Source organism: Rhodococcus sp. NPDC003318 (genome assembly GCF_042879035.1).
In the GTDB taxonomy this organism is placed as follows: domain Bacteria; phylum Actinomycetota; class Actinomycetes; order Mycobacteriales; family Mycobacteriaceae; genus Rhodococcus_G.
The window spans coordinates 259,296-286,273 of the sequence record NZ_JBIAOU010000001.1; the positions used below are offsets into that span (position 1 = coordinate 259,296).

Annotated in this window: 1 protein-coding gene; it reads right to left on the reverse strand. The window is 72.4% G+C overall.

All coding sequences use genetic code 11. The features are described 5' to 3' along the window. Positions 1-26,892 (reverse strand): non-ribosomal peptide synthase/polyketide synthase, encoded by a 26,892-nt coding sequence (locus ACFYVR_RS01190; RefSeq protein ID WP_387468771.1) that lies wholly within the window; start codon positions 26,890-26,892, stop codon positions 1-3. Between the last annotated feature and the right edge of the window lie 86 nt (positions 26,893-26,978).

The following is a 26,978-nucleotide window of genomic DNA, read 5'->3' on the forward strand; positions in this document are numbered from 1 at the left end:
TCAGCTCCCCAGGTGGGCGGCGAGCACCGGACCGATCACGGCCCACGACGACGGTTCGATCATCTCGTTGTGCCCGCAGTCGACGGGGTGGTCCGCGATGCGACCGGTGACGAGGGGGCGCCACTCCTGCGGCGACCGGTCGGTTCCCCCGTCCTGCCCGCGCTGCGCCGGGAACGCCAGTAGGTCACCGTCGAACACACCGGGCTCGAAGCGGTGCACCAGCAGCCGCGAGTGCGCGTAGCCGTCGTTGATCCGCTCGAGGTGCGCCGCCGTGATCCCCCCGCTGCCGAGGAACTCGCCCAGCATCCTCGCAGCGGAATCATAGGTCAGATCCGGATGCCGGTCGGGCACACCGATGTCGAGTCCGAGACCGCGCAGCAGGTCCGCGAGCTCCAGCCGTCCGAGAAGGGGGTCCGAGCCGTTGTCCGGGTAACTGTCCATGACCGCCAGGGTCGAGACGGACTCACCCCGACCCTGCAACTCGACGGCCATCGCATGTGCGAGGACGCCGCCGAGGGACCAGCCGAGCAGGTCGTACGGCCCCTCGGGTGCGATCGCGCGGATCTCGTCGACATAGCGCCCGGCGAGCTCCTCGATCGATCCGTACCCCGGACCGCCGGTGATCGCGGGCAGCTGCAGGCCGAACACGGGTCGGTCGGCGGGGAGGTACCGGACCAGCCCGGTGTATCCCCACGACAACCCGATTCCGGGGTGGACGCAGAACAGTGGCCTGCCGGATCCGCTGCCGCGCAGCGGGATCACGACCCGGAGCGCGTCCTCGGCACCGGCGGCGGCCGGGGCGCCGATCCGGCCGGCCATCCCGGCGGGTGTCGGATCGAGGAAGAGCATCTGCAACGAGACCTCCGGTCCGAGCCGCTCGTGGAGTTCCGTGACCACGCGGGTCGCCAGCAGCGAGTTGCCGCCGCGGTCGAAGAAGCTGTCGTCGGCGCCGATCCGCTCGACCCCGAGCACCGAGGCGAACGCGCTCGCGACCGCCGACTCCAGCGGACCGGTGGGTTCCCGGAACACGGCCGACGCGAACTCCGGCGTCGGCAGCGCGTCCCGGTCGAGTTTGCCGGTCGGGGTGGACGGGATCCGGTCGAGGACCGTCACCGACGCCGGGACCAGGTGGCTCGGGAGCTGCTGCGCCGCGGCACGGCGGAGCTCTCCGGGCGCGAGGTGCGTATCCCCGGCGGCACGCACGTACGAGCACAGCAGCGTGTCGCCCGCAGGCCCGGTACGCGCGAGCGTCACCGCGAACCCGACGCCCGGCTGCGCGGCGAGCACGGCGTCGATCTCGGCGGGCTCGACGCGGAAGCCGCGGACCTTGACCTGGAAGTCGCTGCGGCCGACGTACTCGAACGTGCCGTCGGTCCGTCGACGGACCAGGTCGCCGGTGCGGTAGATCCTTTCGCCCGGCCTGCCGAACGGGTTCGCGACGAAGCGCTCGGCGGTCAGCGCGGGCCGCCGGTGGTAGCCCCGGGCGAGGGCCGAACCCGCGACGTACAGCTCCCCCACCACCCCGGGTGCCACCGAGTGCAGGCGCGCATCGAGCACCAGCTCGGACACGCCGCGGATCGGTCCACCGAACGTGATCGGGGCACCCGCGGCCAACGGGGCGCTGATGTTCGACATGATCGTGGTTTCGGTGGGGCCGTACGCGTTGACCATCGTGCGGCCGGGTGCCCACCGCGCCACCAGGTCCGCGGGGCACGGTTCACCGGCGACGACGAGTGTCCGGAGTGCGTCGAGCCCGGCCGGATCCACCGACGCCAACGCGGTCGGGGTTACGAAGCCGTGTGTGACGCAACCAGTTTCGAGGGCCGCGGCCAGATCCGCGCCCCCGACCACGCATGGCGGGACGACCACCATGGTCGCGCCCGCACTCGACGCCATCACCATCTCGAAGACCGATGCGTCGAAGCTCGGGGACGCGAAGTGCAGGGTGCGTGCATCCGGGGTGACGTCGAGGCGGGTGCGCTCCTCGGCGGCGAGGTTCGCCAGACCCCGATGGGTGAGGACGACGCCCTTCGGGACACCGGTCGAGCCGGACGTGTAGATCAGGTACGCGGGGTGGTCGACGCGGAGGGGGCGGATCCGCTCGGCGTCGCCGATCGCCGTGTCCGACATGACCGCGACCACCTCGGCGGTGTCGGGATCGTCGAGCACCACCCAGTCGACATGGTCGGGCAGACGATTGCGAACCTGGTCGACGGTCAGCCCCAGCGTCACACCCGAGTCACCGAGCATGTGCTCGATCCGCCCGGCCGGGTGGTCCGGGTCGACCGGCAGGAACGCCGCCCCGGTCTTCGCCACCGCCCACACTGCGAGCACCGATTCGAGCGACCGCGACAGCGCGAGGGCGACGGAGCGCTCCGGCCCGGCTCCGCGGCCGATCAGCAGCCGTGCCAGCCGGTTCGACCGCCGATCGAGCTGGCCGTACGAGACCTCGATGCCGTCACCGGCGACCGCGACGGCCTCCGGGTCGTGGGCGGCGTGGGCCAACAGCGCGGGCAGGAGCAACTCCGGGGCGTCGGGGCCGCCGCGGGCCGGAGCGAGGTCGCGCAGTTCGTCGTCACGCAGGATCGCGAGGTCGCCGACCGCGGCGCTCGGATCGGCGAGCGCGGAGTCGAGGATCCGGAGGAACCGATCCGCGACACCGCGCACCGTGTCGTCGTCGAACAGATCCGTCGCGTACTCGATGCTCCCGGCGATGCCGGCCGGGGCGCCCGCTCCGTTGAACTGCTCCGCGAGCACGAATTCGAGATCCTCCTTCACCACACCGGAGGGCACGGCGAGGCCCTCGACCGTCAGGCCCGGCAGGTCGAGGCGGGCCCGCGTGTCGTTCTGGAACTCCAACGCCACCTGGAAGATCGGCGAGTACGCCGTCGAGCGCGGCGGGTCGAGCGCCTCGACCACCCGCTCGAACGGGAGGTCGGCATGCGCGAAGGCACCGAGGTCCACCTCCCGCACGGCGGCCAGCAGATCCGCGAACGACTGGGCGGGATCGATCCGGGTGCGCAGCGCCAGCGTTCCGACGAACATGCCGACCAGGTCGTCGAGCGCCGGTTCTCCCCGGCCCGCGACCGGCGTGCCGATCACGATGTCATCGGTGTCGCCGAGGTGGCTCAGCAGCACCGCGAGCGCGGCGTGCACGGTCATGAACATGCTCGTCCCGTGCCGCCGGGCGAACTCCTCGAGCCTGCGGTGCAGCTGCGGTTCGATCGCGAAACCCGCTCGCGCGCCGCGGAACGACTGCTGGGACGGGCGCGGTCGATCCGTCGGCAGACCAAGCAGGTCCGGCGCCCCCGCGAGTGTCGACGTCCAGTAGTCGAGCTGCCGGGCGGCCACCGACCCCGGATCGTCCGCGTCACCGAGGAGGCGGCGCTGCCACAGCGTGTAGTCGACGTACTGCACCGCGAGGGGTGACCATACGGGCGCGCGGCCCGCCGCCCTCGCCGCGTACGCGCGGACCAGGTCCCGGGACAGCGGGACCGTCGAGAGCCCGTCGACCGAGATGTGGTGCGCCACCAGTACCAGTACGTGGTCGTCGGCACCGAGCTCGAACAGGGCGCCGCGGGCCGGCACCCGGGCGGAGACGTCGAATCCGGCGGACACCTCGGCGTGGATCCGCCGGGCCAGTTCGTGCTCGTCCGGAATCGGCACCGGCCGCAGGTCGGGTACCGCCTCGGCCGCCGGCCGAATCTGCTGCACGGGGCCGTCGCGTCCGGTCGGGTAGACGGTCCGCAGCGACTCGTGCCGGTCGACGACGTCGGTCAGTGCGGCGCCGAGGGCCAGTGCGTCGAGGGCACCCTTCAGACGCACCACCAGCGGGACGTTGTAGGCGGGAGACGCCGTGTCGAACTGATTGATGAACCACATCCGTTGCTGCGCCGCCGACAGCGGAATCTCGTCCGGCCGATCGGCCGGCTCGAGAGTCGGACGACCTGAGGCTCCCGCTTCCGAGTGCTCGATACGCTCGGCGAGTGCCGCCGCCGTCGGTGCCGCGAAGAGCGCACGGACCCCCAGTTCGATGCCGAGGGTTTCCCGGAGTCGGGCGACGACGCGCGTCGCGGACAGTGAATTTCCGCCGAGTTCGAAGAAGTCGTCGTCGGTGCCGGCGCGGTCCACGCCGAGCACGGTCGCGAACACCTCGGTCACCGCCTCCTCCACAGGGTTGGTCGGCGCCCGGAACGATGTCGGGGTGCGGCCGAACCCGGGGTCCGGCAGCGCGCGACGGTCCAGCTTTCCGGTCGGGCCGAGCGGGATCTCGTCGAGCACGACGATCGACGCGGGCACCATGTAGTCGGGGACCCTCGCGGACAGCCTGGCCCGGAGGTCGTCGACAACGATGTCCCGGCCGTCGACCGCGGCCACGTAGGAGACCAGCACGGTGTCGCCACCCGGACCGGGACGGCCGAGGGTGGCCGCGAACCGCACGTCGGGATGTGCGGCGAGTACGGCGTCGATCTCGCCGAGTTCGATGCGGAAACCCCGGACCTTGACCTGGAAGTCGCTGCGCCCGCGGTATTCGAGCTTCCCGTCCCGGGTCCACACCCCTACGTCGCCGGTGCGGTACATCCGCTCGCCGGGCGCGCCGAACGGGTCGGCGACGAATCGTCCCGCGGTGGTGCCTCCCCTGCGGTGGTAGCCGCGGGCCAGACCGGGACCGGCGATGTAGACCTCGCCCTCGACGCCCACGGGCACCGGCTGCAGTCGCGCGTCGAGGACCGTCTCGGCAACCCCACGGATCGGGCCGCCCAGGGGAATCGGCACGACGCCCGGCACACAGTCTTCGATGTTCACCACGATCGTGGTCTCCGTCGGCCCGTACACGTTGACCATGCGGCGCTGCGGCATCCAGTCCGCGATCAGATCCGGCGGCCAGGACTCCCCTCCCACCATCACGCACTGCAGGTCGTCGAGCCCGGTCGGGTCGATCGAGGCGAGGGCTGCCGGCGTGATGAAGGCGTGGGTGACGCGCTGGTTCCTCAGCACCGCGGCCAGATCCGTGCCGCCGTAGACGGTGCGGGGCGCGATCACCATCGTCGCGCCGGCGGCGAAGCACAGCAGGTACTCGAGCAGCGAGACGTCGAAGCTGGGCGACGAGAAGTGCAACGTCCTGGAGTCCGCGGTCACCGCGCACCGGTCCCGCTGCTCGTCGGCGTAGTTCCCCAGGCCCCGGTGGGTCAGGGTGACCGCCTTCGGCCTGCCGGTGGAGCCGGAGGTGTAGATCAGGTACGCGGGATTGTCGATCCGAAGGGGTGCCGTGCGCTCGGCGTCGGTCACCACCGCCGCCGATCGGGACGCACAGTCCGCGGCGAATCCGGGGTCGTCGAGTGTCAGCCACGGCACCGTGTCGGGCAACCGGTGCCGATGCGCGGCGACGGTGAGCCCGACGCCGGCACCGGAGTCGGCGAGCATGTGCCCGACCCGCTCCGCCGGATAGTCCGGGTCGACCGGGACGAACGCGGCCCCGGTCTTCGCCACCGCCCACATCGCGAGAACCGATTCGACGGACCGTGGAATGCCGAGCGCCACGTAGGTTTCCGGACCCGCACCGTGGTCGATCAGTGCCCGCGCCAGGCGAGAGGACCGGGCGTCGAGGTCCCGGTACGTGACCGCGTGCGCGCCGGCGACCAGTGCGACCGCCTCCGGATCGTGGGCGGCCGCCTCCGCCAGGATCTCGGGGAGCGTGCGGGCGGCACTGCCCGGACCTCCCCGAACCGGCGCCAGCATCCGGCGTTCGTCCGCGGTCAACAGGTCGAGTCCGGCCAGGGGCCGTTCCGGGTCGTCACCGATCGCGTGCAGCACGTGCAGCAGCCGGCGGGCGGCGTCGTCGACCGCGGTCCGGTCGACGAGGTCCGGGTGGAACTTCATCGTCAGGCGCAGACGGTCGGTCGCGGATGCGACCACGCTCAGCGGGTAGTGGGCGGCGTCGCGGACCTCGACGCCCTGCAGCCGCATCCCCGCGATGTCGGTGTCCGCGGACAGCGCGCTGCGCACGGGATAGGACTCGAAGACGGTGAGCGTGTCGAAGCCCGCGGCCGGTCCCGCGGCGCGCTGGACATCGGTCAGTCCGACGTGGTGATGATCGAGCAGCGCCGCCTGCTCCGCCTGCACCCGATCCAGCAACGCACCAAGGGTCTCCGCGGCATCGAGGCGGACCCGGACCGGCACGGTGTTGATGAACAGTCCGATCATCGTTTCGATGCCGGGCACGTGCGGGGGCCGACCGGACACGGTGGCGCCGAACACCACGTCGTCGCGACCGGTGAGGAGCCCGAGGACGATCGCCCACCCGACCGAGACGACGGTGTTGAGCGTCAGTCCGCGCTCGTGCGCGACTGCGCGCAGTCGTTCGGTGGCCGCGTCGTCCAACTCGTATCGCAGGTCCCGCGACGGCGCGGACCGCGCTGTGGTGGTGGACCCGTCGCGGACCAGCAGGGTCGGCTCGTCCGTCCCGTCGAAGGCATCGGCCCACGCGCGCAGCGCCGCCGGCCGGTCCTGCGCCGCGAGCCATGCGAGAAGGTCGCGGTACGGGCGCACCCGCGGCAGCGCGGAGTCGTCGCCGCCGGTCGCGTAGAGGACGACCAACTCCTCGAGCAGCAGCGGCGTCGACCACCCGTCGAGCAGGATGTGGTGGTTGGTCAGGATCAGCCGGCTCGTGCCGTCGGGCATGCGCACCAGGCCGATCCGCAGCAGTGGCGGCGATGCCATGTCGAACGGGTGGGTGCGGTCATCGGCCAGGATCTCACCGAGCTGCTCCGATGCCGCCGGTTCGGCGAACCCGCGCAGGTCGGTCTCCGTCCACGGCGCGGCCACCTCGCCGGTGACGATCCGTACGGCCTCCCCGTCCGGCGCGCGCACGAACGCCGTGCGCAGATTCGCATGCCGGTCGAGCAAACCCTGGACCGCACGGTGCATACGCAGCGAGTCCACCTCGCCGCCCAGCGTGAGGATCAGCTGCACCAGGTACGCATCCACCGAGGCGCCCGCGAGTTCGGCATGGAAGAACATGCCGCGCTGTATCGGTGTCAGTGGCCACACGTCGGACAGCGACGGGAACCGGGCCTCGAACCGCTCGACGGCCGCCTGGTCCAGGTGCACCAGACCCAGATCCGACGGGGTCCGCCCGCCCGCACCCGGCGCGCTCGCCCGCTCGACCACCGCCCGCGCGGCGACGATCCACTCCTGCGCCAGGCGTCCGACGTCCCCGGCATCGAGCACGCGACGCGGGAAGTCCCAGGTCGTCCTGATCCGCGGGCCGTCCGGACCGGACACCGTCACCGCGTTGACGTCGAGCGCGAACGCCACCGGCACGGTCGCCGCGACCGCATCGCGCAGGCCGGATTCCGTGACCGGACGCCAACTTCCGTCATCGGAATCGGATCCGGCATCGAATCGACCGAGGTAGTTGAAGCTGATCTCCGGTTCGGGGAGTCCGCGCAGCGCGGACCGGGTCTCGTCGTTCAGGTACCGGAGCAGGCCGTACCCGATCCCGTGGTCGGGCGCCGCGCGCAGCTGCTCCTTGACCGCTTTCACCGCCACGTCGGCGGCGGCGCCACCGCCGAGGGCCTCGTCCACGTCCACACCCCACAGATCCAGCCGCACCGGGTGGATCGACGTGAACCACCCCACGGTGCGGGACAGGTCGGCGCCCGGCACCGCCTGGGACTCCCGGCCGTGGCCCTCGACCACCACCGCGACGCGGCCGGCGTCGACGCCCCGGCCGCGCCGCCAGGCCGCGAGCGCGAGCGCCAACGCGGTGAGCAGTCCGTCCTCCACGGACCCGTGGTAGACGCGCGGCACCGTCGTCGTCAGGCCACGGGTCACGTCGGCCGGCAGCTCCACCTCGACTCGCTCGACGGTGCCCGCGACGTCGACCGACGGATCCAGCTCGGGCACAGCGCGTCCCGCCGACGCGACCATCGACCGCCACAGGTCCAGCTCGACGGCCCGGCCACGCGCCGCCTGCACGAGCCCGTCCGCCCAGGTCCGCATCGAGGTACCGACCGCGGGTAGGTCCGGCTGCGCGCCGGCCGCGGCCTGCGCGGCGGCGAGCGCGAGGTCGGGAATCAGGATCCGCCACGAGACCCCGTCGATCACGAGATGGTGGGCGACGACCAGCAGCCGGGCCGCGTCGGCACCGACGAAGTGCACGAACTGGATCATGGTGCCGGACTCCGGGTCCAGCCGGTCGACCGCCGCCTCCAATTCGTCCTGGGCCACGCGGTCCGCCCCGGCGACGGAGTCGACCGGGAGCCGCCGCACGATCGTGTCGACAGGCACCGCCCCCGGCGGTCTCACCTCGAGCCGCCATCCGAACTCGGAGCGGGCGTCCCGGCGCAGCCGCGACCGCAGCATGTCATGCCGGTCCAGGACCGCGCCCACCGCACCCGTGAGGGTGTCGCCGTCGAGTCCGTCGGGAACCGCGAGCAGGACCGACTGCGACACCCGGCGGAAGTCGCCGCCACTGTGCGCACCGGCACGCTCGATCATCCAGCGCATGATCGGGGTGAGCGGAACGTCACCGACACCGCAACCCGGCAGTTCCGGCAGTACCACGACGCCCTCGGGACCGGTGAGGTCGGCGACCTCGGCGAGGCCGGCGACGGTGCGGCGCTCGAAGACGTCACGTGGCGTGAACGTCACGCCTGCCGCCTTCGCCCGCGACGCCAGTTGGATGGACATGATGGAGTCGCCGCCGAGCCCGAAGAACGAGTCGTCGACACCGACCGTCTCGACCCCGAGCAGCTCCGCGAACAGTCTCGCCAGCAGGAGTTCGGTCCCGGTGCCGGGTGCTCTCCCGCCCACCGCGTCGGGGCGCGGTTCCGGGAGTGCGGCGCGGTCGATCTTGCCGTGCGCGGTGATCGGGAACTCCGCGAGGACCGTCGTCACGGACGGCACCAGGTATCCGGGCAACCGACGGGCGACGGCCTCCGTGACGGACGCCGAATCGAGGTCGGCGCCGAACTCGGGGACCACGTAGGCCACCAGACGCGTGGCGCCGTCGACCGGCCCTGGTCGCGCGAGCACGACCGCGGACGCGACGCCAGGAACCGCGGTGAGCGCAGACTCGACTTCCCCCGGCTCCACCCGGAATCCGCGGATCTGGACCTGGGAGTCGCTGCGCCCCAGGAACTCGAGTTCGCCGTCCGAAGTCCAGCGGGCCCGATCGCCGGTCCGGTACATCCGCCCCGCTGGACCGAGTGGGTCGGCGACGAAGCGTCCCGCGGTCAGCCCGGGCCGTCCCCGGTATCCCCGCGCCACCTGCGCGCCCGACACATACAGCTCGCCCGCCACCCCGAGCGGTGCGGGACGCAGCCGCTCGTCGAGCACCCATACCCGCACACCCGGTAGCCCACGACCGATCACCGATCCGGTGTGACGCGGGCCGACGACTGTCTCGTCGTCGATCACCCGCCATGTCACGTGCACGCAGGTCTCGGTGATTCCGAACATGTTCACCAGGGCCGGCGCGGTGACGCCGTGCCGCTCGACCCATCCCGCCAGCCGGGCCGTGTCCAGTGCCTCGCCGCCGAACACCACCCAGCGCAACGCGAGGGTTCCGCCCTCGGCCGCAGCATCGGCCTGCGCGAACTGGTGGAAAGCCGACGGCGTCTGACTCAGCATCGTCACCGACTCGGCCACCAGCAGGTTCCGCAGCTCGTCCGGGGAACGCGCGGTGTCGTGCCCGACGACGACCAGCCGGCCGCCGAACGCCAGGGCCCCCCACAGTTCCCACACCGCGAAGTCGAACGCGAACGAGTGGAACATCGTCCACACGTCGCCCGGGCCGAAGCCGAGGACGGCGCGGGCGCCGGTCAGCAACGTCACCGCGTTCCGGTGCGTCACCGCGACGCCCTTGGGCCTCCCGGTCGAACCGGACGTGTAGATCACGTACGCAACGCAGTCCGCGTGCAGCGGACCGGTGCGATCGGCGTCGGTGACCGGCGCGGTGTCCCGGGTTTCGAGCTCGGCGCGCATGTCGGGACTGTCGAGCCGGACCACCGGTGCGCAATCGAGGAGGTCCCCCGGCACGCTCGCGTCGACCAGTACGCAGGCCGGGGCCGCATCGCCCAGCAGGAACCCGATCCGCGCCGCCGGGTACGACGGGTCCACCGGCAGGTAGGCCGCGCCCGACCGCGTGACCCCGACGAGCGCGGTCACCAGATCCGCCGACCTGTGCATCATCACCGCGACCACCGATTCCGGACCGATGCCGTGGTCGATCAGCCAGCGCGCACACCGGTTCGAACGCTCGTCGAGTTCGCGGTAGGTGATCCGCGTGTCCCCGGCGACCACCGCGACCGCGTCCGGATCGGCCGCGACAGCCGCGGCGAACAGGTCCGGCAATGTCGCGTCCACCGATGTGGTCCGCACTGGTCCGGACGCGAGTTCCGCCGCCTCCTCTCGCGCGGACCCCCCCACGACGTCGATGTCGCCGACCGCGGCGGACGGATCGGCCGCGACGGCCCCGAGCACGCGGCCGAACATGTCCGCGAGCGTCGTCGCGGTGGAACTGTCGAACACGTCGGTTGCGAACAGCAGCTCGCCCGCCAACCCCGCCGGGGCCCCGGCTGGGTCGAACCGCTCGCCGATCCCGAACTGGAGGTCGTACTTCGCCTCGCCCAGCTCCACGTCGAACATCTCGACCGACAGTGACGGCAGCCGGACGCGAGGGCGTTCGACGTTGCGGAACTCGAGCATCACCTGGAACAGCGGGGTGTGCGATGTGGACCGCGCGGACGCCGACCGCTCCACGAGTTGCTCGAACGGCATGTCGGCGTGCGCGAAGGCATCCACGTCCGCGTCTCGCGTCCCGGCGAGCACCGCCGCGAAGGAATCCCCCGGGTCGACCGCGGTGCGCAGCACCAGGGTGTTGACGAACATGCCGACCACGTCGTCCAGCTCGGCCTCACCGCGCCCGGCGACCGGGGTTCCGACCACGGCGTCCCGGCCGGCTCCCACCCGGGACAGCAGCACCGCGAGCGCGGCGTGGACCACCATGAACACCGTCGCATCGTGCCGGCGGGCGAGGTCGACGAGGCCGCGGTGGACGCCGGGATCCACCGCGAGCGGCACCCGGCCGCCGCGGGTCGAGCGCCGGACCTCGCGCGGGCGGTCCAACGGCAGCGCGGTCACCGGAGGCGCCCCCGCCAATCGGCCCTCCCACCAGGCGAGTTCGCGTGCGACGCGCGAGTCCGGGTCGTCCCGGGAGCCCAACAGGGCGTGCTGCCACACGGCGAAGTCCGCGAACTGGACGGGCAGCGGCGCCCAGTTCGGTGCACTGCCGCCGACCCGCGCCGTGTACGCCGTCGCGACGTCCCGGGCCAGGGGGCCGATCGAGAATCCGTCGGCCACGATGTGATGAACCACCAGCACGAGGATGTGGTCGTCCGCCGCGGTGCGCAGCAGCCGTACCCGCACCGGAACCTCCTGCGCCACATCGAATCCCTCGTGCACGATCTCGGCGACGGTGGCAGGTACCCGGTCCGCGGCGACCGGCTCCGGCGTGAGCTCGCCGACCACGCCGGCCGCCGGCACCGTCACCTGCGCCGGCCCGGCGGCCGGCTGGGACGGGCCGGCAGCCGGCGATGGGAACACCGTCCGCAGCGACTCCTGACGCTCCACCACGTCGATCAATGCCCGCCGCAGGGCCGGCGCGTCGAGGCTGCCGGACAACCGCAACACCATCGGCACGTTGTACGCGGCCGACGCCGGATCGAACTGGTTGACGAACCACATGCGTTCCTGTGCCGGCGACAGCGGAATCCGGTCGGGCCGGGTGCCCGTGCGCAACTCGTCGCCGGGCGGCGCGGCGGCCCGCACACACCGGGGCGCGAGCGCCGCCGCGGTCGGGCATTCGAACAGGTCACGTACCCCGATCCGGCTGCCGCGCGCCCGGTTGATCCGGGCCACGGCGCGCGTCGCGCTCAGGGAATTGCCGCCGAGGGCGAAGAAGTCGTCGTCGACACCCACCCGGTCGACGCCGGTCACCTCGGCGAACACGGTGACCAGATCAGCTTCGGTGGAATTGCCGGCCCTCCGGAATCGCGGTGTCAGCGAGGCGAAGTCCGGTTCGGGCAGCGCGGCACGGTCCAGTTTGCCGACCGGGGTGAGCGGCACCGCGCCCAGCACCGTCACCGCTGCCGGCACCATGTGGGTCGGCAGGAGCCGACCTGCGTGGTCCGTCACGGCGTCGATGTCGACGCCGTCCGCGGACTTCGGCACCACGTACGTCACCAGCAACGGGTCGCCGGCGTCGCGTGGCCACGCAACCGTGACGGCGAACCCGACCGCCGGGTGCGCGGCGACCACCGCGTCGATCTCCCCGAGCTCGACGCGCAGTCCCCGCACCTTGACCTGGAAATCGCTGCGGCCCAGGTAGTCGAGCGTTCCCTCCGGCCGCCACCGGACGACGTCACCGGTGCGGTACATCCGGTCGCCGGGCGTGCCGCGCGGGGCGGGCACGAATCGCGTGGCCGTCAAGGCGGCCCGGCGGTGGTAGCCGCGGGCCAGCCCCGCTCCCGCGATGTACAGCTCTCCCGGCACACCGGCCGGGACCGGCCGAAGGAAGCGATCGAGGACGAACAGGTCGGTGCCGCGCACCGGATCGCCGATCGGCACCCGCGCCCCGGGCTCCAGGGGTGCGCTGATCGTCGTCAGGACGGTCGACTCGGTCGGCCCGTATCCGTTGAGCATCGTTCGTCCCGGCGCCCAGTCGGCCACCAGGTCCGGACCGACGGCGTCGCCGGCGACGACCAGCACGTCGAGGGCGTCGACACGATCGGGATCGAGGGTGGCGAGGGCGGCAGGTGTGATGCAGGCGTGGGTGATCCGCTCGCGGCGCAGGAGTACGCCGAGTTCGGCGCCTCCGTACACACCCGGCGGCGCGATCACCAGGGTCGCGCCCACAGTCGCGGCCTGCAGCAGCTCGAGGACCGAGACGTCGAAACTCGGCGAGCACACGTGCAGGCACCGCGCGGTCGCCGGGATCGCGTAACGGTCGCGCTGTGCGGCGAGCAGGCTCGACAGGCCGCGATGGGTGACGCTCACTCCCTTGGGCCGGCCCGTCGACCCCGACGTGTAGATCAGGTACGCCACGTCGTCGATGTGCAGGGGACTCGGCCGCTCGTCGACGGCATCCGCCGGGTGCGCGGCCGCGTCCGCGGCGCATGCCGGGTCGTCGAGTAGGAGCCAGCGCACAGTGTCTGGCAGATTGTCGCGATCGGGGGTGAGCGCCAGCCCCACTACGGCACCGGAGTCGGTGAGCATGTGCCGGACCCGGTCGCGCGGGTACGTCGGGTCGACCGGGACGAACGCCGCACCGGTCTTCGCCACCGCCCACACGGCCGTCACCGACCACGCGGACCGCGGCAGCGCGATCGCCACCGTCGCTCCCGGCCGCGCCCCCGCACCGATCAGGTACCGCGCCAACCGATTCGACTCCGTGTCGAGCTCCCGGTACGACAGCCGGGTGTCCCCCGACTCCACCGCGATGTTCTCGGGCCCGGTCGCGGCCCCGGCGACCAGGATCTCGGGCAACAGGCGGGGCATGCTCGGCGCGCCGCCCCGAATCGGCGCCGCCGTCTCCCGCTCGTCCGCGGAGAGCAGGTCGACCCGGGCCACGGGACACGCCGGATCGTGGGTCACGGCCGCGAACGCACACCGCATGCGGTCGGTGATCGAGTCCACCTCGGTCGGGTCGAACCGGTCCGGCCGGTACTTCAGAGTCAGGTGCAGGCCGTCGTCCAACCGCGCCAGCACGGTCAGCGGGTAGTGCGTGGCGTCGAATCCCTCGACACCCGTCACCCGCAGTCCGGCGATGTCCGCGCCGCGCGCCAGCGCCGAGCGGTCGACGGGGTACGACTCGAAGACGGTCAGGGTGTCGAACGTCGCCGCCCGACCCGCCTCCCGCGCGACCTCGGCGAGCCCGATGTGGTGGTGGTCGAGCATCGTCGCCTGCTCCGACTGCACCCGGCCGAGCAGTTCGCCGACCGTTTCCCGGGGGTCGAACGCGATCCGCACCGGAACAGTGTTGACGAACAGTCCGATCATCGACTCTATCCCGGTCACCTGCGGCGGACGACCAGACACCGTCGCACCGAACACGACATCGGTTCGCCCGGTCAGCATGCCCAGTACCAGCGCCCAGGCGACCTGCACGACGGTGTTGACCGTCACCCCGCGGTCCCGGGCCGCCGCCACCAGCGCGGCGGTCTCCTCGGCGGACAGTGTCAGCGTCACCTCCCCCGGTTCGGCGACCGGCACGACGTCGTCGATCTGCGATGCCAGCAGGGTCGGACCGTCGGCGCCGTCGAGGGCCCGGCGCCAGGCCTCGACGGCGGAGGTGTGATCCTGCGCGGTCAGCCACGCCAGGTAGTCGCGGTACTCGCCCCCGGGAGCTGCCGGCGTCTCCCGGTCGGCCGCATAGAGCGTGAGCAACTCCGCGAGCAGCAGCGGCGTCGACCAGCCGTCCAGCAGGATGTGGTGGTGGGTGAGCAGCAGCCGGTACTCGTGCGCACCCGTTCGGATCAGGGTGAAGCGCAGCAGCGGTGCACGGTCCATCACGAACGGAGTTGCCCGGTCCGCAGCGAGCAGCTCACGCAGGTGTCCGGTGCCCGCCGCCGCGTCGTGGCAGGTCAGGTCGATCTCACTCCACGGCACCGGAATCCGGCCCTCGACGATCTGGTACGTCTCGCCCGTGTCATCCTCCACGAAGCATGCCCGCAGGTTCGGGTGGCGATCGAGCAGCGCCTGCGCAGCGCGGCGCATCCGCTCCCGCGACGGTCGTCCGTGCAGCTCGACGACGAGCTGGACGGTGTAGGCGTCCAGCGAACGCTCCGCGAGGCGGGCGTGGAACAGCAGTCCCGACTGCAGCGGGGTCAGCGGCCACACGTCGGTGAGCCCGGGTCGCCGTGCCTCGAGGGCGTCGATCGCCGCCTGGTCGAGCGGCACGAGATCGACGTCCGACGGGGTCAGCCCGCCCGCGCCCGGTGTACGGGCGTACGCGGCGAGCGCACCCAGCGCCCCCTGCCACAGGTCGACGAGGCGGCGCACGTCGTCCGCATCGAGCACCCCGGCAGGGAACGTCCAGGAGGACTGCAGAACGGCTCCTTCCGGCCGCGCCACGATCCCGGCCGCGACGTCGATGACGGCGGTCGCCGGCATCCGCGGATCGCGAGCGCCACCGAGGCCGTGCCGCGGAGTGGGCAGCCACGCCTGCGGATCGTCACGGGCGGTGCCGGTGATCAGGCCCTGGCCGGCGGTGCCGGTGATCAGGCCCTGGCCGGCGGTGCCGGTGATCAGGCCCTGGCCGGCGGTGCCGGTGATCAGGCCCTGGCCTGCGGTGATCCTGCCCAGGTAGTTGAACACGATCTGGGGGTCGCGCCACCCACGCACCCGCGCGCCGGGCTCCCCGGCGAGCCCGCGGAGCAGCCCGTACCCGATACCCCGATCCGGGATCGCCCGCAACCGCTCCTTCACGAGTTTGACAGCGGCGCCCGCCGCCGCGCCGCCGGCAAACGCCTCGCCGAGGTCGATCGACGACAGGTCCGGGCGCACCGGCGACAGCGTCGTGAACCAGCCGACCGTGCGGGTCAGGTCCGCACCGGGGACCGCCGACTCCTCCCGCCCGTGCCCCTCGACGCCGAGCAGAACGTCGGACCGCTCGCCGCCCCGCTCTCGCCGCCAGCGGACCACCGCCATCGCGAGAGCGGTGAGCAGCCCGTCCAGGACGTCGGCATGCAACGATTCCGGGAGGGCGGTGAGTACGGCCGCCGTGACGTCGGGCGATTCCTCGCTCGTCACCACCTCGGTGGTGGCCGAGATGTCGCGCACCGGATCCAGTGGTCGCGACCCGAGCGTCGGGTCGTCGCCGGCCAGGATCCGCTCCCACATCGGGAGTTCGCCGATGCGCTGCGGGGCAACGTCTTCCAGTGCGCGCGCCCAGCGGCGCATCGACGTGCCCACCGGGGGCAGATCGGGCACCCGCCCCTCCGACGCCTGCGCCCATGCCGACGCGAGGTCCGGCACGAGCACTCGCCACGACACACCGTCGACGACGGTGTGGTGGACGACCAGCAGCAGCCGTCCGGTGCCGGACGGTCCGTCGAACCACACGATCTGCACCATCGTGCCTGCGGCCGGGTCCAGGCGGTCGGCCGCGGCGTCCGCGGCCGCGGAGGCGCGGACGTCGAACGCCGCGTCGTCCACCGACTCCACCTCGACCCGCGTCAGCACGTCCCGGGCGGCGACACAGCCGACGCCGGGCACCGTCATGCGCCAACCACTCTCACCGGCATCGTCCCGAACCAGCCTGGCCCGGAGGGTGTCGTGTGTGTCGAGGACGGCCTGCACCGCGATCTCGAGCGTGGCCCGGTCGACTCCGGCCGGCAGCGCCAGCAGCACCGACTGGGAGAACCGGTCGATCCGGCCGGCGCTGCGGTCGAGCATCCACGCGAGGACCGGGGTGAGCGGCACCTCCCCGACACCGCCGCCGGGCGACTCCTCGAGCTTCGGCGGGCGGGACGCGACGCGTGCGTCTGCTACCGCGGCGAGGCCGGCGACGGTCGGGTGGTCGAACACGTCCCGCGGTGCGAGGGAGAGCCCCGCCGTCTTCGCCCGGGCCACCAACTGGATCGACAGGATGCTGTCGCCGCCCAGGGCGAAGAACGAGTCGTCCGTCCCGACCGCGCCCAGGCCGAGCACCTCCGCGAACAGTCGTTCCAGGTTCTCCTCCGCTGCACTCGACGGCGCCCTGCCCGCCGACACCTGCACCTCGGGCGTCGGCAGCGCCGCCCGATCGAGTTTGCCGTGCACGGTCGTCGGCAGCGCGGGAAGCACCACCAGGTGCGCGGGGACCAGGTAGCCGGGTAGCCGCGCCGAGAGTGCCTCGTGCAGGCGTGCCGTGTCCAGCACCGCTCCGGAAGTCGGCACCACGTACCCGATCAGCCGGTCTCCCCCGCCCCCGACCGCTCGCACGTCGGCCACCGCTTGACCGACGGAACCGTCTGCCGTCAGGCAGGATTCGACCTCGCCGAGCTCGATCCGGAAGCCGTGCACCTTGACCTGCCGGTCGCCGCGACCCAGGCAGACCAGCCGGCCGTCGCGGGTCCAACGCACGACGTCCCCGGTCCGGTACATCCGGTGGCCTGGGTCCCCGCCGGGTTCGGCGACGAATCGGCCGGCCGTCAGTGCCGGACGCCGGTGGTAGCCGCGGGCCAGTGCCGGGCCCGCGAGGTACAGCTCGCCGGGCACCCCGACCGGCACCGGCTGCAGTCTGCGATCGAGCACGCGCACACGGAAACCCGGTCCCGGGCCGCCGATCGTGACGGTGTCGCCCGGGATGAGCTGGTCGCTGATGCTCGCGGCGACGGTCGCCTCCGTCGGACCGTAGGCGTTGTACATCCGCCGTCCCGGGGCCCAGCGGGCCACCACGTCGGGCCGGCACGCCTCGCCGCCCGACAGCACACACAGGAGGTCGTCGAGGCCGGCCGGATCCGTCGCGGCGAGCGCCGTCGGCGTGAGCATGCAGTGCGTCACCCGCTCGGCCGCGAGAAGCTGCCTCAGCTCGTCGCCGCCGTACACGGCGGGCGGCGCGATCACCATCGTCGCGCCCGCGCCGAATGCGAGGAGGAATTCGAGGACCGACGCGTCGAAGCTCGGTGACGAGCAGTGCAGGGTACGGGAGCGGGAAGTCGTCCGGCACCGCCACTGCAGATGGTCGGCGAACGCCGCGAGCCCGCGGTGAGTGACCGTCACGCCCTTCGGAATTCCCGTGGACCCGGAGGTGTAGATCAGGTAGGCCTCCTGGTCGAGCCGTAGCGGGGCGGTCCGATCGGCATCCCGGATCGGTGGGACGGCCGTGGCATCGCTGGTGAGCCGGTCGGCGGCGACCACCCACCAGCGCGGCTCGCCGGGCAGGGAGTTCCGGGACTGCGGGACGGTCAGCCCGAGTTCCGCACCCGAATCGCGCAGCATGAAGGCGATCCGGTCCGCCGGGTGCGCCGGGTCGATCGGGACGAAGGCGGCCCCGGTCTTCGCAACGGCCCACACGCCGATCACGTACTCGACGCCGCGGGGCATGCCCAGCGCGACCACCGACCCGGGTCCGATGCCCGCGTCGATCAGGCTGCGGGCGAGCCGGGTCGACGCCCGGTCGACGTCGCGGTAGGAGATCTCGTGTCCGTCGAACCGGATCGCCGGTGCTCGCGGATCGATCGCCGCGCCCGCCTCGAGCAGCGCGGCCAGCGTGCGCGGCGGCCCGCCCGGTCGACCCGGCACCGCGGTCAGCGCGACCCGCTCCACTCGGTCGAGAATGTCGATGTCCGCCACCGGCAGGTCCGGGTCCTCGGCCACCGCCTCCAGGATCCTCAGGAACCGGTCGCAGAAGGTCCGCACGGTGGCCTCGTCGAACATGTCGGTGGCGTACACCAGGCCGGCGGCCAGTCCGGCCGGTCCGCCTGCGGCGTCGAATTCCTCGGCCACGGTGAGTTGCAAGTCGAAGTTGGCGGCCACGTCGTCGGAATCGAGCGCCTCCACCCGCAGATCCGGCAGCGCGAGATCCGGCCGTGCGATGGACCGGAACTCGAGCATCACCTGGAACAACGGCGTGTGCGCCTGCGAGCGGGGCGGATCCAGCGCCTCCACGACCTGCTCGAACGGGATGTCCGCGTGCATGAACGCGCCGAGGTCCGTCTCCCGGACCCGGTGCAGCAGTTCACCGAACGAGCACGCGCCCCCGACATCGCTGCGCAGCACGAGGGTGCCCACGAACATGCCGACCAGGTCGTCGAGGGCGGCGGCGCCGCGGCCGGCGATCGGGGTGCCGACCGCGATGTCGTCGGTGCCGGACAGCCGGGACAGCAGGGCGGCCAGTGCCGTGTGCGCCACCATGAACACGCTCGCGTCGTGCCGGTGGGCGAGTGCCACCAGGCTCCGGTGCAGCCGCTCGTCCACCGTGAACTCCACGCGCCCACCCGACTGCGAGCGGACCGCCGGGCGGGTCCGGTCACTCGGCAGGTCCAGCACCTCGGGCAGGCCCGCCAGGGTGGCCGTCCAGTAGTCCAGCTGGCGGGCGAGCGGGGACGATGCGTCGTCCCCGCTGCCCAGCCAATCGTGCTGCCACAGTGTGTAGTCCGCGTACTGGACGGCCAGGGCAGACCACTTCGGCGCGCTGCCACTCCGTCGCGCCGCGTACGCGGCGGCCACGTCCCGCGCCAACGGGTTCAGGGAGAAGCCGTCCGCGAGAATGTGATGCAACTCCACGGTGAGCACATGGTTCGTCTCGTCGACCCGGAAGAGGCTCGCCCGCAACGGAACCTGCTCCGCGACGTCGAAACCCCGCGCCGTCGTCTCCCGCACCCGGACGCGCAGATCGTCGGCATCGCGGACCCGGGTGATCTCGAGTCGGGGCGCGGCGAGTTCGGCGGGGAGAATCTTCTGGCACGGCCCGTCGTCGGTGAGCGGGTAGACCGTGCGCAGGGATTCGTGCCGGGCGACGACGTCGCCGAGCGCGGCCTGCAGTGCCGGGACGTCGAGGTCACCCGACAGCCGCAGCGAGAACGAGATGGTGTAGGCCGGTGACTGCGGATCGAACTGGTTGACGAACCACATCCGCTGCTGTGCCGGGGACAACGGGATCCGGCCCGGCCGGGTACGCGGGCCGAGTGGAGGCCGGCGCACCCCGCTGCCGTCCCCGCCGACCCGCCGGGCGAGCTCGGCGACGGTGGGGCCGTCGAACACGTCCCGAATGCCGAGCGCGGCGCCGGTCGCGTCGTTGATGCGGGCGACCAGTTGCGCAGACACCAGCGAGTTGCCCCCGAGAGCGAAGAATCCGTCGTCCACGCCGACCCGGTCGACCCCGAGCAGATCGGTGACAACCCCCGCCAGGATCTCCTCGACGGGGTTCCGCGGGGCGATGTACCCGTCCGCGGCGAGCCCCGGGTCCGGCAGGCTCGCGCGATCGAGTTTGCCGTGCGCGGTGACCGGGAGGCGGTCCAGGATCATCACCGTCGAGGGCACCATGTAGCCCGGAAGCGTCCGGGCAACGGACGCTCTCACATCCTCCGGATCGAGGACGGTACCGGCGTCCGGCGCCGCGTATCCCAGCAGCCGGATCCCGACGGGTCCCTCGTCCGCAACCACCGCCGCGGACGACACCCCCGGCACCGCCGCGAGCGCCGCCTCCACCTCGCCCAGCTCCACCCGGTATCCGCGCACCTGCACCTGGTGGTCCGCGCGGCCCGCGTACTCGAGCGTGCCGTCCGGCCGCCACCGGCCCAGATCGCCGGTGCGGTACATCCGTGCGCCCGCGCCGGACGGGTCTGCGACGAACCGCGCCGAGGTCTCCCCGGCGAGGTGCGGATAGCCCCGCGCCAGCTGCACTCCCGACACGTACAACTCGCCCGTCACGCCGGGCGGAACGACGTGCAGTCGCTCGTCGAGCACGCGCACGCGCAGCCCCGGGAGTGCGCGGCCGATCGGCGACCCCCGACCGGAGGAGCCCGATGTGCGGGTCAGCGGGCCGTGCGTCACGTGGACACACGTCTCGGTGATCCCGTACATGTTCACCAACTGCGGCGCCGAATCCCCTCGGCGAGCGAACCATCCGGTGAGACGCCCGGGATCCAACGACTCGCCGCCGAAGATCACGTACCGCAGCCGCAGCGCTGCGGCGTCTCCGTCGTCGGTGCGAGCCCGGTCGGCGTCGGCCAGCTGGTAGAAGGCGCTCGGGGTCTGGCACAGGACGGTGACCGCCTCGTCCTGCAGCAACTGCAGCAGGTGCCCCGGCGAGCGGGCGGTGGTGGGGTCGACCAGCACCACGGTGCCGCCGTGGATCAGCGCCCCCCACAGCTCCCACACCGCGAAATCGAAGGCGTACGAATGGAACATCGTCCAGACGTCGTCGCCGCCGAAGCGGAACAACTCCTGCGCGTCGGCGAACAACGCGGTCACGCTGCGGTGGGAGACCGCAACTCCCTTGGGTCGTCCGGTGGACCCGGACGTGTAGATCACGTACGCGAGCGAGTCCGGGTGCAGCGGCGCGTTTCGGTCGGCGTCGGTCACCAGCTCCGGCGACAGCTCGTCGAGCGCGCCGACCACCGCGGGGTCGCCGAGGTCGATGACCGGAATGCCGTTGTCCCGCAGGGACGGAGAGCTCGCCGCGCCGTCAGCCAGGACGCACACCGGGGACGCGTCGGCGAGCACGTGGGCGATGCGTTCCTCCGGATACTCCGCGTCCACGGGGACGTACGCGGCGCCCGCCGTGAGGACCGCGAGCAACGCGACGGGCAGCTCGTCCGACCTCGCCATCGCGACCGCCACCAGCGACGACGGTCCCACACCGTGAGCGATCAGCAGACGGGCCACCCTGTTGGCGCGCGCCGCCAGGTCGGCGTACCGGATGCGGGTGTCCCCGGAGACGACCGCGCACGCGTGCGGGCTGCGGTCCGCGGCGCTCGCGAACAGTTCCGGCAGGGTGGCCGGCGGCGCCACGCGCGGTGTGGCCGACAGCCCCGCGCGACCGGGCCGTTCCCCGGCGGCCAGTGCCCGCTCCCGCTCGTCGGTGAGGACGATGTCGCCCACCACTGCGGTCGGATCGGTGGCCACCGCGATGATGATCCGCACCAAGCGGTCGCCGATCGCGGCCACCGTGGTGCGGTCGAACAGGTCCGTCACGAACCGCAGGGTCGCGGACAGGCCGGCGGCGCGCCCCGACTCGTCGAACCGTTCCCGTACTCCCAGTTGCAGGTCGAACTTGGCGACACCCGGGTCCACTTCGGCCGCCTCGGCGGACAGTCCCGGCATCGCCACCGCCGTGGGCTCGCCGTGCTGAAACTCCAGCAGTACCTGCACCAGCGGCGCGTGCATGGGTGATCGGTCCGAGGCGAACTCGTCGACCAGTCGCTCGAACGGCAGGTCGGCGTGGGCGAACGCTCCCAGGTCGGTCTCTCGCACCTGGGCGAGCAGGTCGGCGAACGTGGTCTCGGGCCGGACCGTGGTGCGCAGGACGAGGGTGTTGACGAACATGCCGACGAGGTCGTCCAGTTCGGGCTCACCGCGGCCGGCGACAGGTGTGCCCACTGCGACGTCGGGCCCGGCGCCGAGCCTGGCGAGCAGCACCGCGAGCGCGGCGTGCAGGGCCATGAACAGCGTGCAGCCGTGCTCGCGCGCGATCCGGACGAGGTCCTGGTGGATCCCGGCCCCGACGTCGAACTCGATCCGGCCGCCGGACGCGGTCGTGCGTGTCGACCGGGGACGGTCGTGCGGCAGCGGGATCGCCGCCGGAAGCTCGGCGAGCCGGTCACTCCAGTAGGCGAGTTGCCGGGCCGCGAGCGACTGCGGATCGTCCTCGGGGCCGAGCAGTTCGCGCTGCCACAGGGCGTAGTCGGCGTACTGCAGCGGCAGCGGATCCCAATCGGGTTCGCGCCCGGCCACCCGCGCGGCGTACGCCGCCGCCACGTCCCGGGCCAGCAGCGCGACGGACTGCCCGTCAGCCGAGATGTGGTGCAGCACGACGGCCAGGACGTGTCGCCGCGGCCCGGTCCGGAACAGCACCATGCGCAGCGGAACACCCTCGCGCACATCGAAACCTGCGGCGGTCGTCGCGTCGACCGACTCCCCGACCCGTTCCGGGTCCACGACGACGGGTGTCAGGTCCACCGCCACGTTCGGCGCAGGCAGGATCACCTGGTACGGCCCCCGCGCATCGGCCGGGAACACCGTCCGCAGGGCCTCGTGCCTGCCGATCACGTCACCCAGCGCGGTCTGCAGGGCCGCACGATCGAGGTCCCCCGTGAACGTCACGGCGAAGGGAATGTTGTAGGCAGGCGACGCGGTGTCGAACTGGTTCACCAGCCACATCCGTTGCTGCGCCGGGGACAGCGGAAGCCGGTCCGGGCGGTCCCGCGCGACCAGTGCGGGCCGATCCCGTTCCGGCCGGACGGGATCCGCGTTCTCGAGAATCCGGTCGACGTGCTGCGCCAGTCCCGCCACCGTCGGTTCCGCGAACAGGTCACGCACGCTCAGGTGCACCGGCAGCGCCGCATTCACCCGTCCGATCACCCGCGTGGCGACCAGGGACTCGCCGCCGAGGTCGAAGAAGCTGTCGTCGGCACCGACCCGGCGCTGCCCGAGCAGGTCCGCGAACACCGCCGCGACCGTCCCCTCCGTCGAGGTGCGTGGTGCCCGGTACTCGGCGGTGGTCCCGCCCCAACGGGGTTCCGGCAACGCCCCCCGGTCCAGCTTGCCCGCCGGGGTCAACGGCACTCGGTCGAGAATGACGAGGGCCGCGGGCACCATGTGCGCGGGCAGTGACTCCGCGGCGTGCGCGAGGAGGTCGCCTTCGTCGATGGCGGCGCCGGCCCCGGGCAGGACGTAGCCGACCAGCACGACGTCGCCCGAGGGGCCGGCGCGCCCGACGGTCGCCGCGAACGCGACCGTCGGATGCGCCCGGAGCACGGCGTCGACCTCACCGAGCTCGATGCGAAAGCCACGGACCTTGATCTGGAAGTCGCTGCGACCGAGATATTGGAGTTCGCGCACGGTCGTGCTCGCCGGGCCGCCGCCCGCGCGAGCATGCCACCGCACCAGGTCGCCGGTCCGGTACATCCGCCCGCCGGTGGTGCTGAACGGGTCCGCCACGAAGTGGCCCGCGGTCTGCCCAGGCCGACGGCGGTAGCCGCGGGCGAGCCCGTCCCCCGTGACGTACAGCTCCCCCACCGCACCCTCGGGCACCGGCTGCAGCCGTCGGTCCAGCACCATTTCACCGCACCCGCGGGACGGCCCGCCGATCGTGACGGCGTCGCCGGGGCGCAGCGCGGCGCTGATGCCGGCGACGACGGTGGTCTCGGTCGGGCCGTAGGCATTGAACATCCGGCGGCCTGCTCCAGCCCACTGCCGGACCAGCGCGGGCGGGCACACGTCACCACCGGTGACCACGCACTCGAGCCGATCGAGTCGGGCGGGGTCGACGGACGCCAGCGCCGCGGGGGTGACGAACGCGTGTGTAACCCGCTCGCTGCGCAGGATGTCCGCCAGTTCCACGCCGCCGTACACGTGCGGCGGGGCGACGACCATCGTTGCCCCGGCCCCTGCGGCCATCAACAGTTCGAGCACGGACGCGTCGAAGCTCGGCGACGCGAAGTGCAGGGTGCGGGAGTCCGGGGTGATCGCGAACCGTTCGCGTTCCTCCGCGGCGAGGTTCGCCAGCCCACGATGGGTGACCACCACGCCTTTGGGCAGGCCCGTCGATCCGGACGTGTAGATCAGGTAGGCCGCGTCGTCGAGATGCACCGGGCGGGTCGCCGCTGCAAGACCGACCCGTGGCGGGTCCGGTTCCGCGGTCGGGTCGTCGAGAACCAGCCACGTGGTGGTGTCGGGCAACTCGTTGCGGTGCCCGCGGACGGTCAGGCCGAGTGCGGCGCCGGAGTCGGAGAGCATGTGCGTGATCCGGTCCGCCGGGTAGTCCGGGTCCACGGGCAGGAAGGCAGCCCCGGCGCGAGCGACCGCCCAGACCGCGGCCACCGACTCGACCGAACGCGCAATGGCCAGGGCCACAACGGAATCCGGCCCGATCCCGTGTGCGGACAAGCGTCCGGCCAGCCTGTCGGCCCGTTCGTCGAGTTCACGGTAGGTCAGGCTGCGCCCGTCGGCCACGACCGCCTCGTGGTCGGGATCGACGGCCACGGCATCGGCAAGGATCCGGTCGAGGGTCCGCGGGGCGACGGCGCCCTCGCCCGTCACCGGTGTCAGCGCCGCGGTTTCCGCGGCGCCCAGGATGGGCACGTCCCCCACCGGCCGTTCGGGATCCTCGGCGACCCCGGCGAGCAGTCGCTCGAACCGATCGATCAGGGCGGTCACGGTGTCAACGTCGAGCGCGGTGTTGTCGAAGGTCAACCGCACGTCGATACCGGCGGGCGCGCCCCGTGCGGTGAAACGTTCGGTGAGGTCGACCGTGAGCTCGGTGGCCGCCGGAGCGATCGGGGCGGAGTCGGCGGTGTGAACGTCGAACGTCACGCGCGGACGGGAGGCGCCGAGCGTCTCGACGACCCGCTCGAACGGGGTCTCCGGGTGGGCGAAGGCGCGGCGCTCGCACTCGCCGGTCTCGCGGGCCAGGTCGGCGAAGGGGGCGGACGGATCGATCGGAGTACGCAGGGCGACGGTGTTCCGGCGGGCTGTGGTGGCGGATCCGGACGGCATCGCCTCGGGCGACCGGAGCGGCACCGGAGCGGCGACGACGATGTCGTCGGTGTCGGTGAGCCTGCTCAGGACCGCGGCCAGTGCGGTGTGCAGCATGGTGAACTGCCCGATGCCGAGGCCGTGGGCGGTCGCTGTGGCCGCGCTGTGCAGCGTGCGGCCGAGCACATGCGTGACCGAGCCCCGTCCGGTCCCGACGGGTGGCGCTGGGCCGGCGCGCGGCAACACCGCAGACTCCGGCTGCCCGGCCAGCTCCTGCGTCCAGAACGCCAGCTCGGCACTCTCGCGCAGCATGCGCGCACCGATCCGAGACGACTCGGGGTGGATGTCCGCCAGCACGGTGGTCGGCTCGGCGGCGAGCAGGGCCTCCACGAGGTCGACGAAGCGCCGGTGATGCGTGCGCAGCTCGTCCTCGCCGTACCGGTTGGGGTTGCCGCGGAAATCGACGAGCGTCCGGGCCGGCGTACCGCTCTGGTAGATGTTGACCAGCAGGTCCTGCACGGGTCCGGAGGTCACGATGTGGTACTCGCCGACGATCGGTCCGAGCGTGATCTCCTGACGGAAGAGCATCACGTTGACCATCGGCCCCGCCAGCCCGTGCCGGGCACCGGTCAGGCCGGCGTCACGCCGGATGTCCTCGAGACTGCACCGCTGGTGACGCAGCGCGCCCATCAGTTCCAGCTGCACCCGCCGGACGAGGTCGGCGACGGTGTCGTCGGCGTGGACGGTGATCCGGAGCGGGGCGACGTTGACGAGCATGCCGCCGGAGCGCTGCAGCGGCGCGGTGGTGCGCGCGGACACCGGCACGTTCACCAGCACGTCGCGGGTGCCCGTCATTCTCGACAGGTAGCAGGCGAAGCCGGAGATCAGCAGTGCCGCGGGCGTCGCGCCGACCCGGGCGCCGGAGGAGTCGAGCCGATCGAGCGCCTCGTCGGTCAGTTGCGCGCTCTCCACCCGGCTCCGAGCCGCGGCGGGGCCACCCCGGTGCGCGAGCGTGGAGCCGGCCTCGATGCCTCGCACGTGCTCGGCCCAGTACTCCCGGTCCGTGTCGAACCGGCTCGACGAGCGGTACCGCTGATCCAGCTCGTAGAGAGTGCGCAGGTCGAGAGCCCGGTTCGGCTCCGGATCGACGCCGGCCGCCGCTGCGGTGTAGAGCGCCGCGATGCGGTTCACCATCGTCATCCCGCTGTAGCCGTCGAGCGCGACGTGGTGAATTCGCGTATACCACAGGTAGTCCCTGTCACCGACCTGGAGGATGGTCATCTCCACCAGTCGGTCCCGCGTCAGTTGGATCGGAGTGACGTAGTCGTGGTCGATCCACGCGTGCACGGCAGCGCGCGGATCCTTCTCCTGCCGGAAGTCGAACACCGCGATCGACGTGTCGATCGAGGGGTCGACCATCTGACGCGGCTCCCCGCCGGTGTCCACCAACCGCAGGAACGGCGACTGGAACTCGCGGGCCGCGGTCACCGCCGAGGCACGTAGCAGGTCGAGGTCCACGTCGCCGTGCAGATCCACGTACTGCGCGATGAAGATCGGCGTCGTCGGACCGAGTTGCTGCCCGAACCACACGCTGTGCTGGACCGCAGACAGCGGAAAGGCCGTCGGCGAACCCTCCGGTTCGTCGGCGGCGACCTGCGACTGCGCGCTGTGCTGGTGTGGATCGGCCGATGGGAATTCCTGCATCCGAATCCTCACGCGGGAAGCGTGGCTTCGTCGTCGCGTGACGCGACGTGTGATTCAGCCTATCGGGAGTCCCCGGCCGTCGCGAG

Coding starts and splice junctions, on each gene's coding strand:
- ACFYVR_RS01190 (WP_387468771.1), bottom strand. CDS start 26,892: ATGCAGGAATTCCCATCGGCCGATCCACACCAGCACAGCGCGCAGTCG.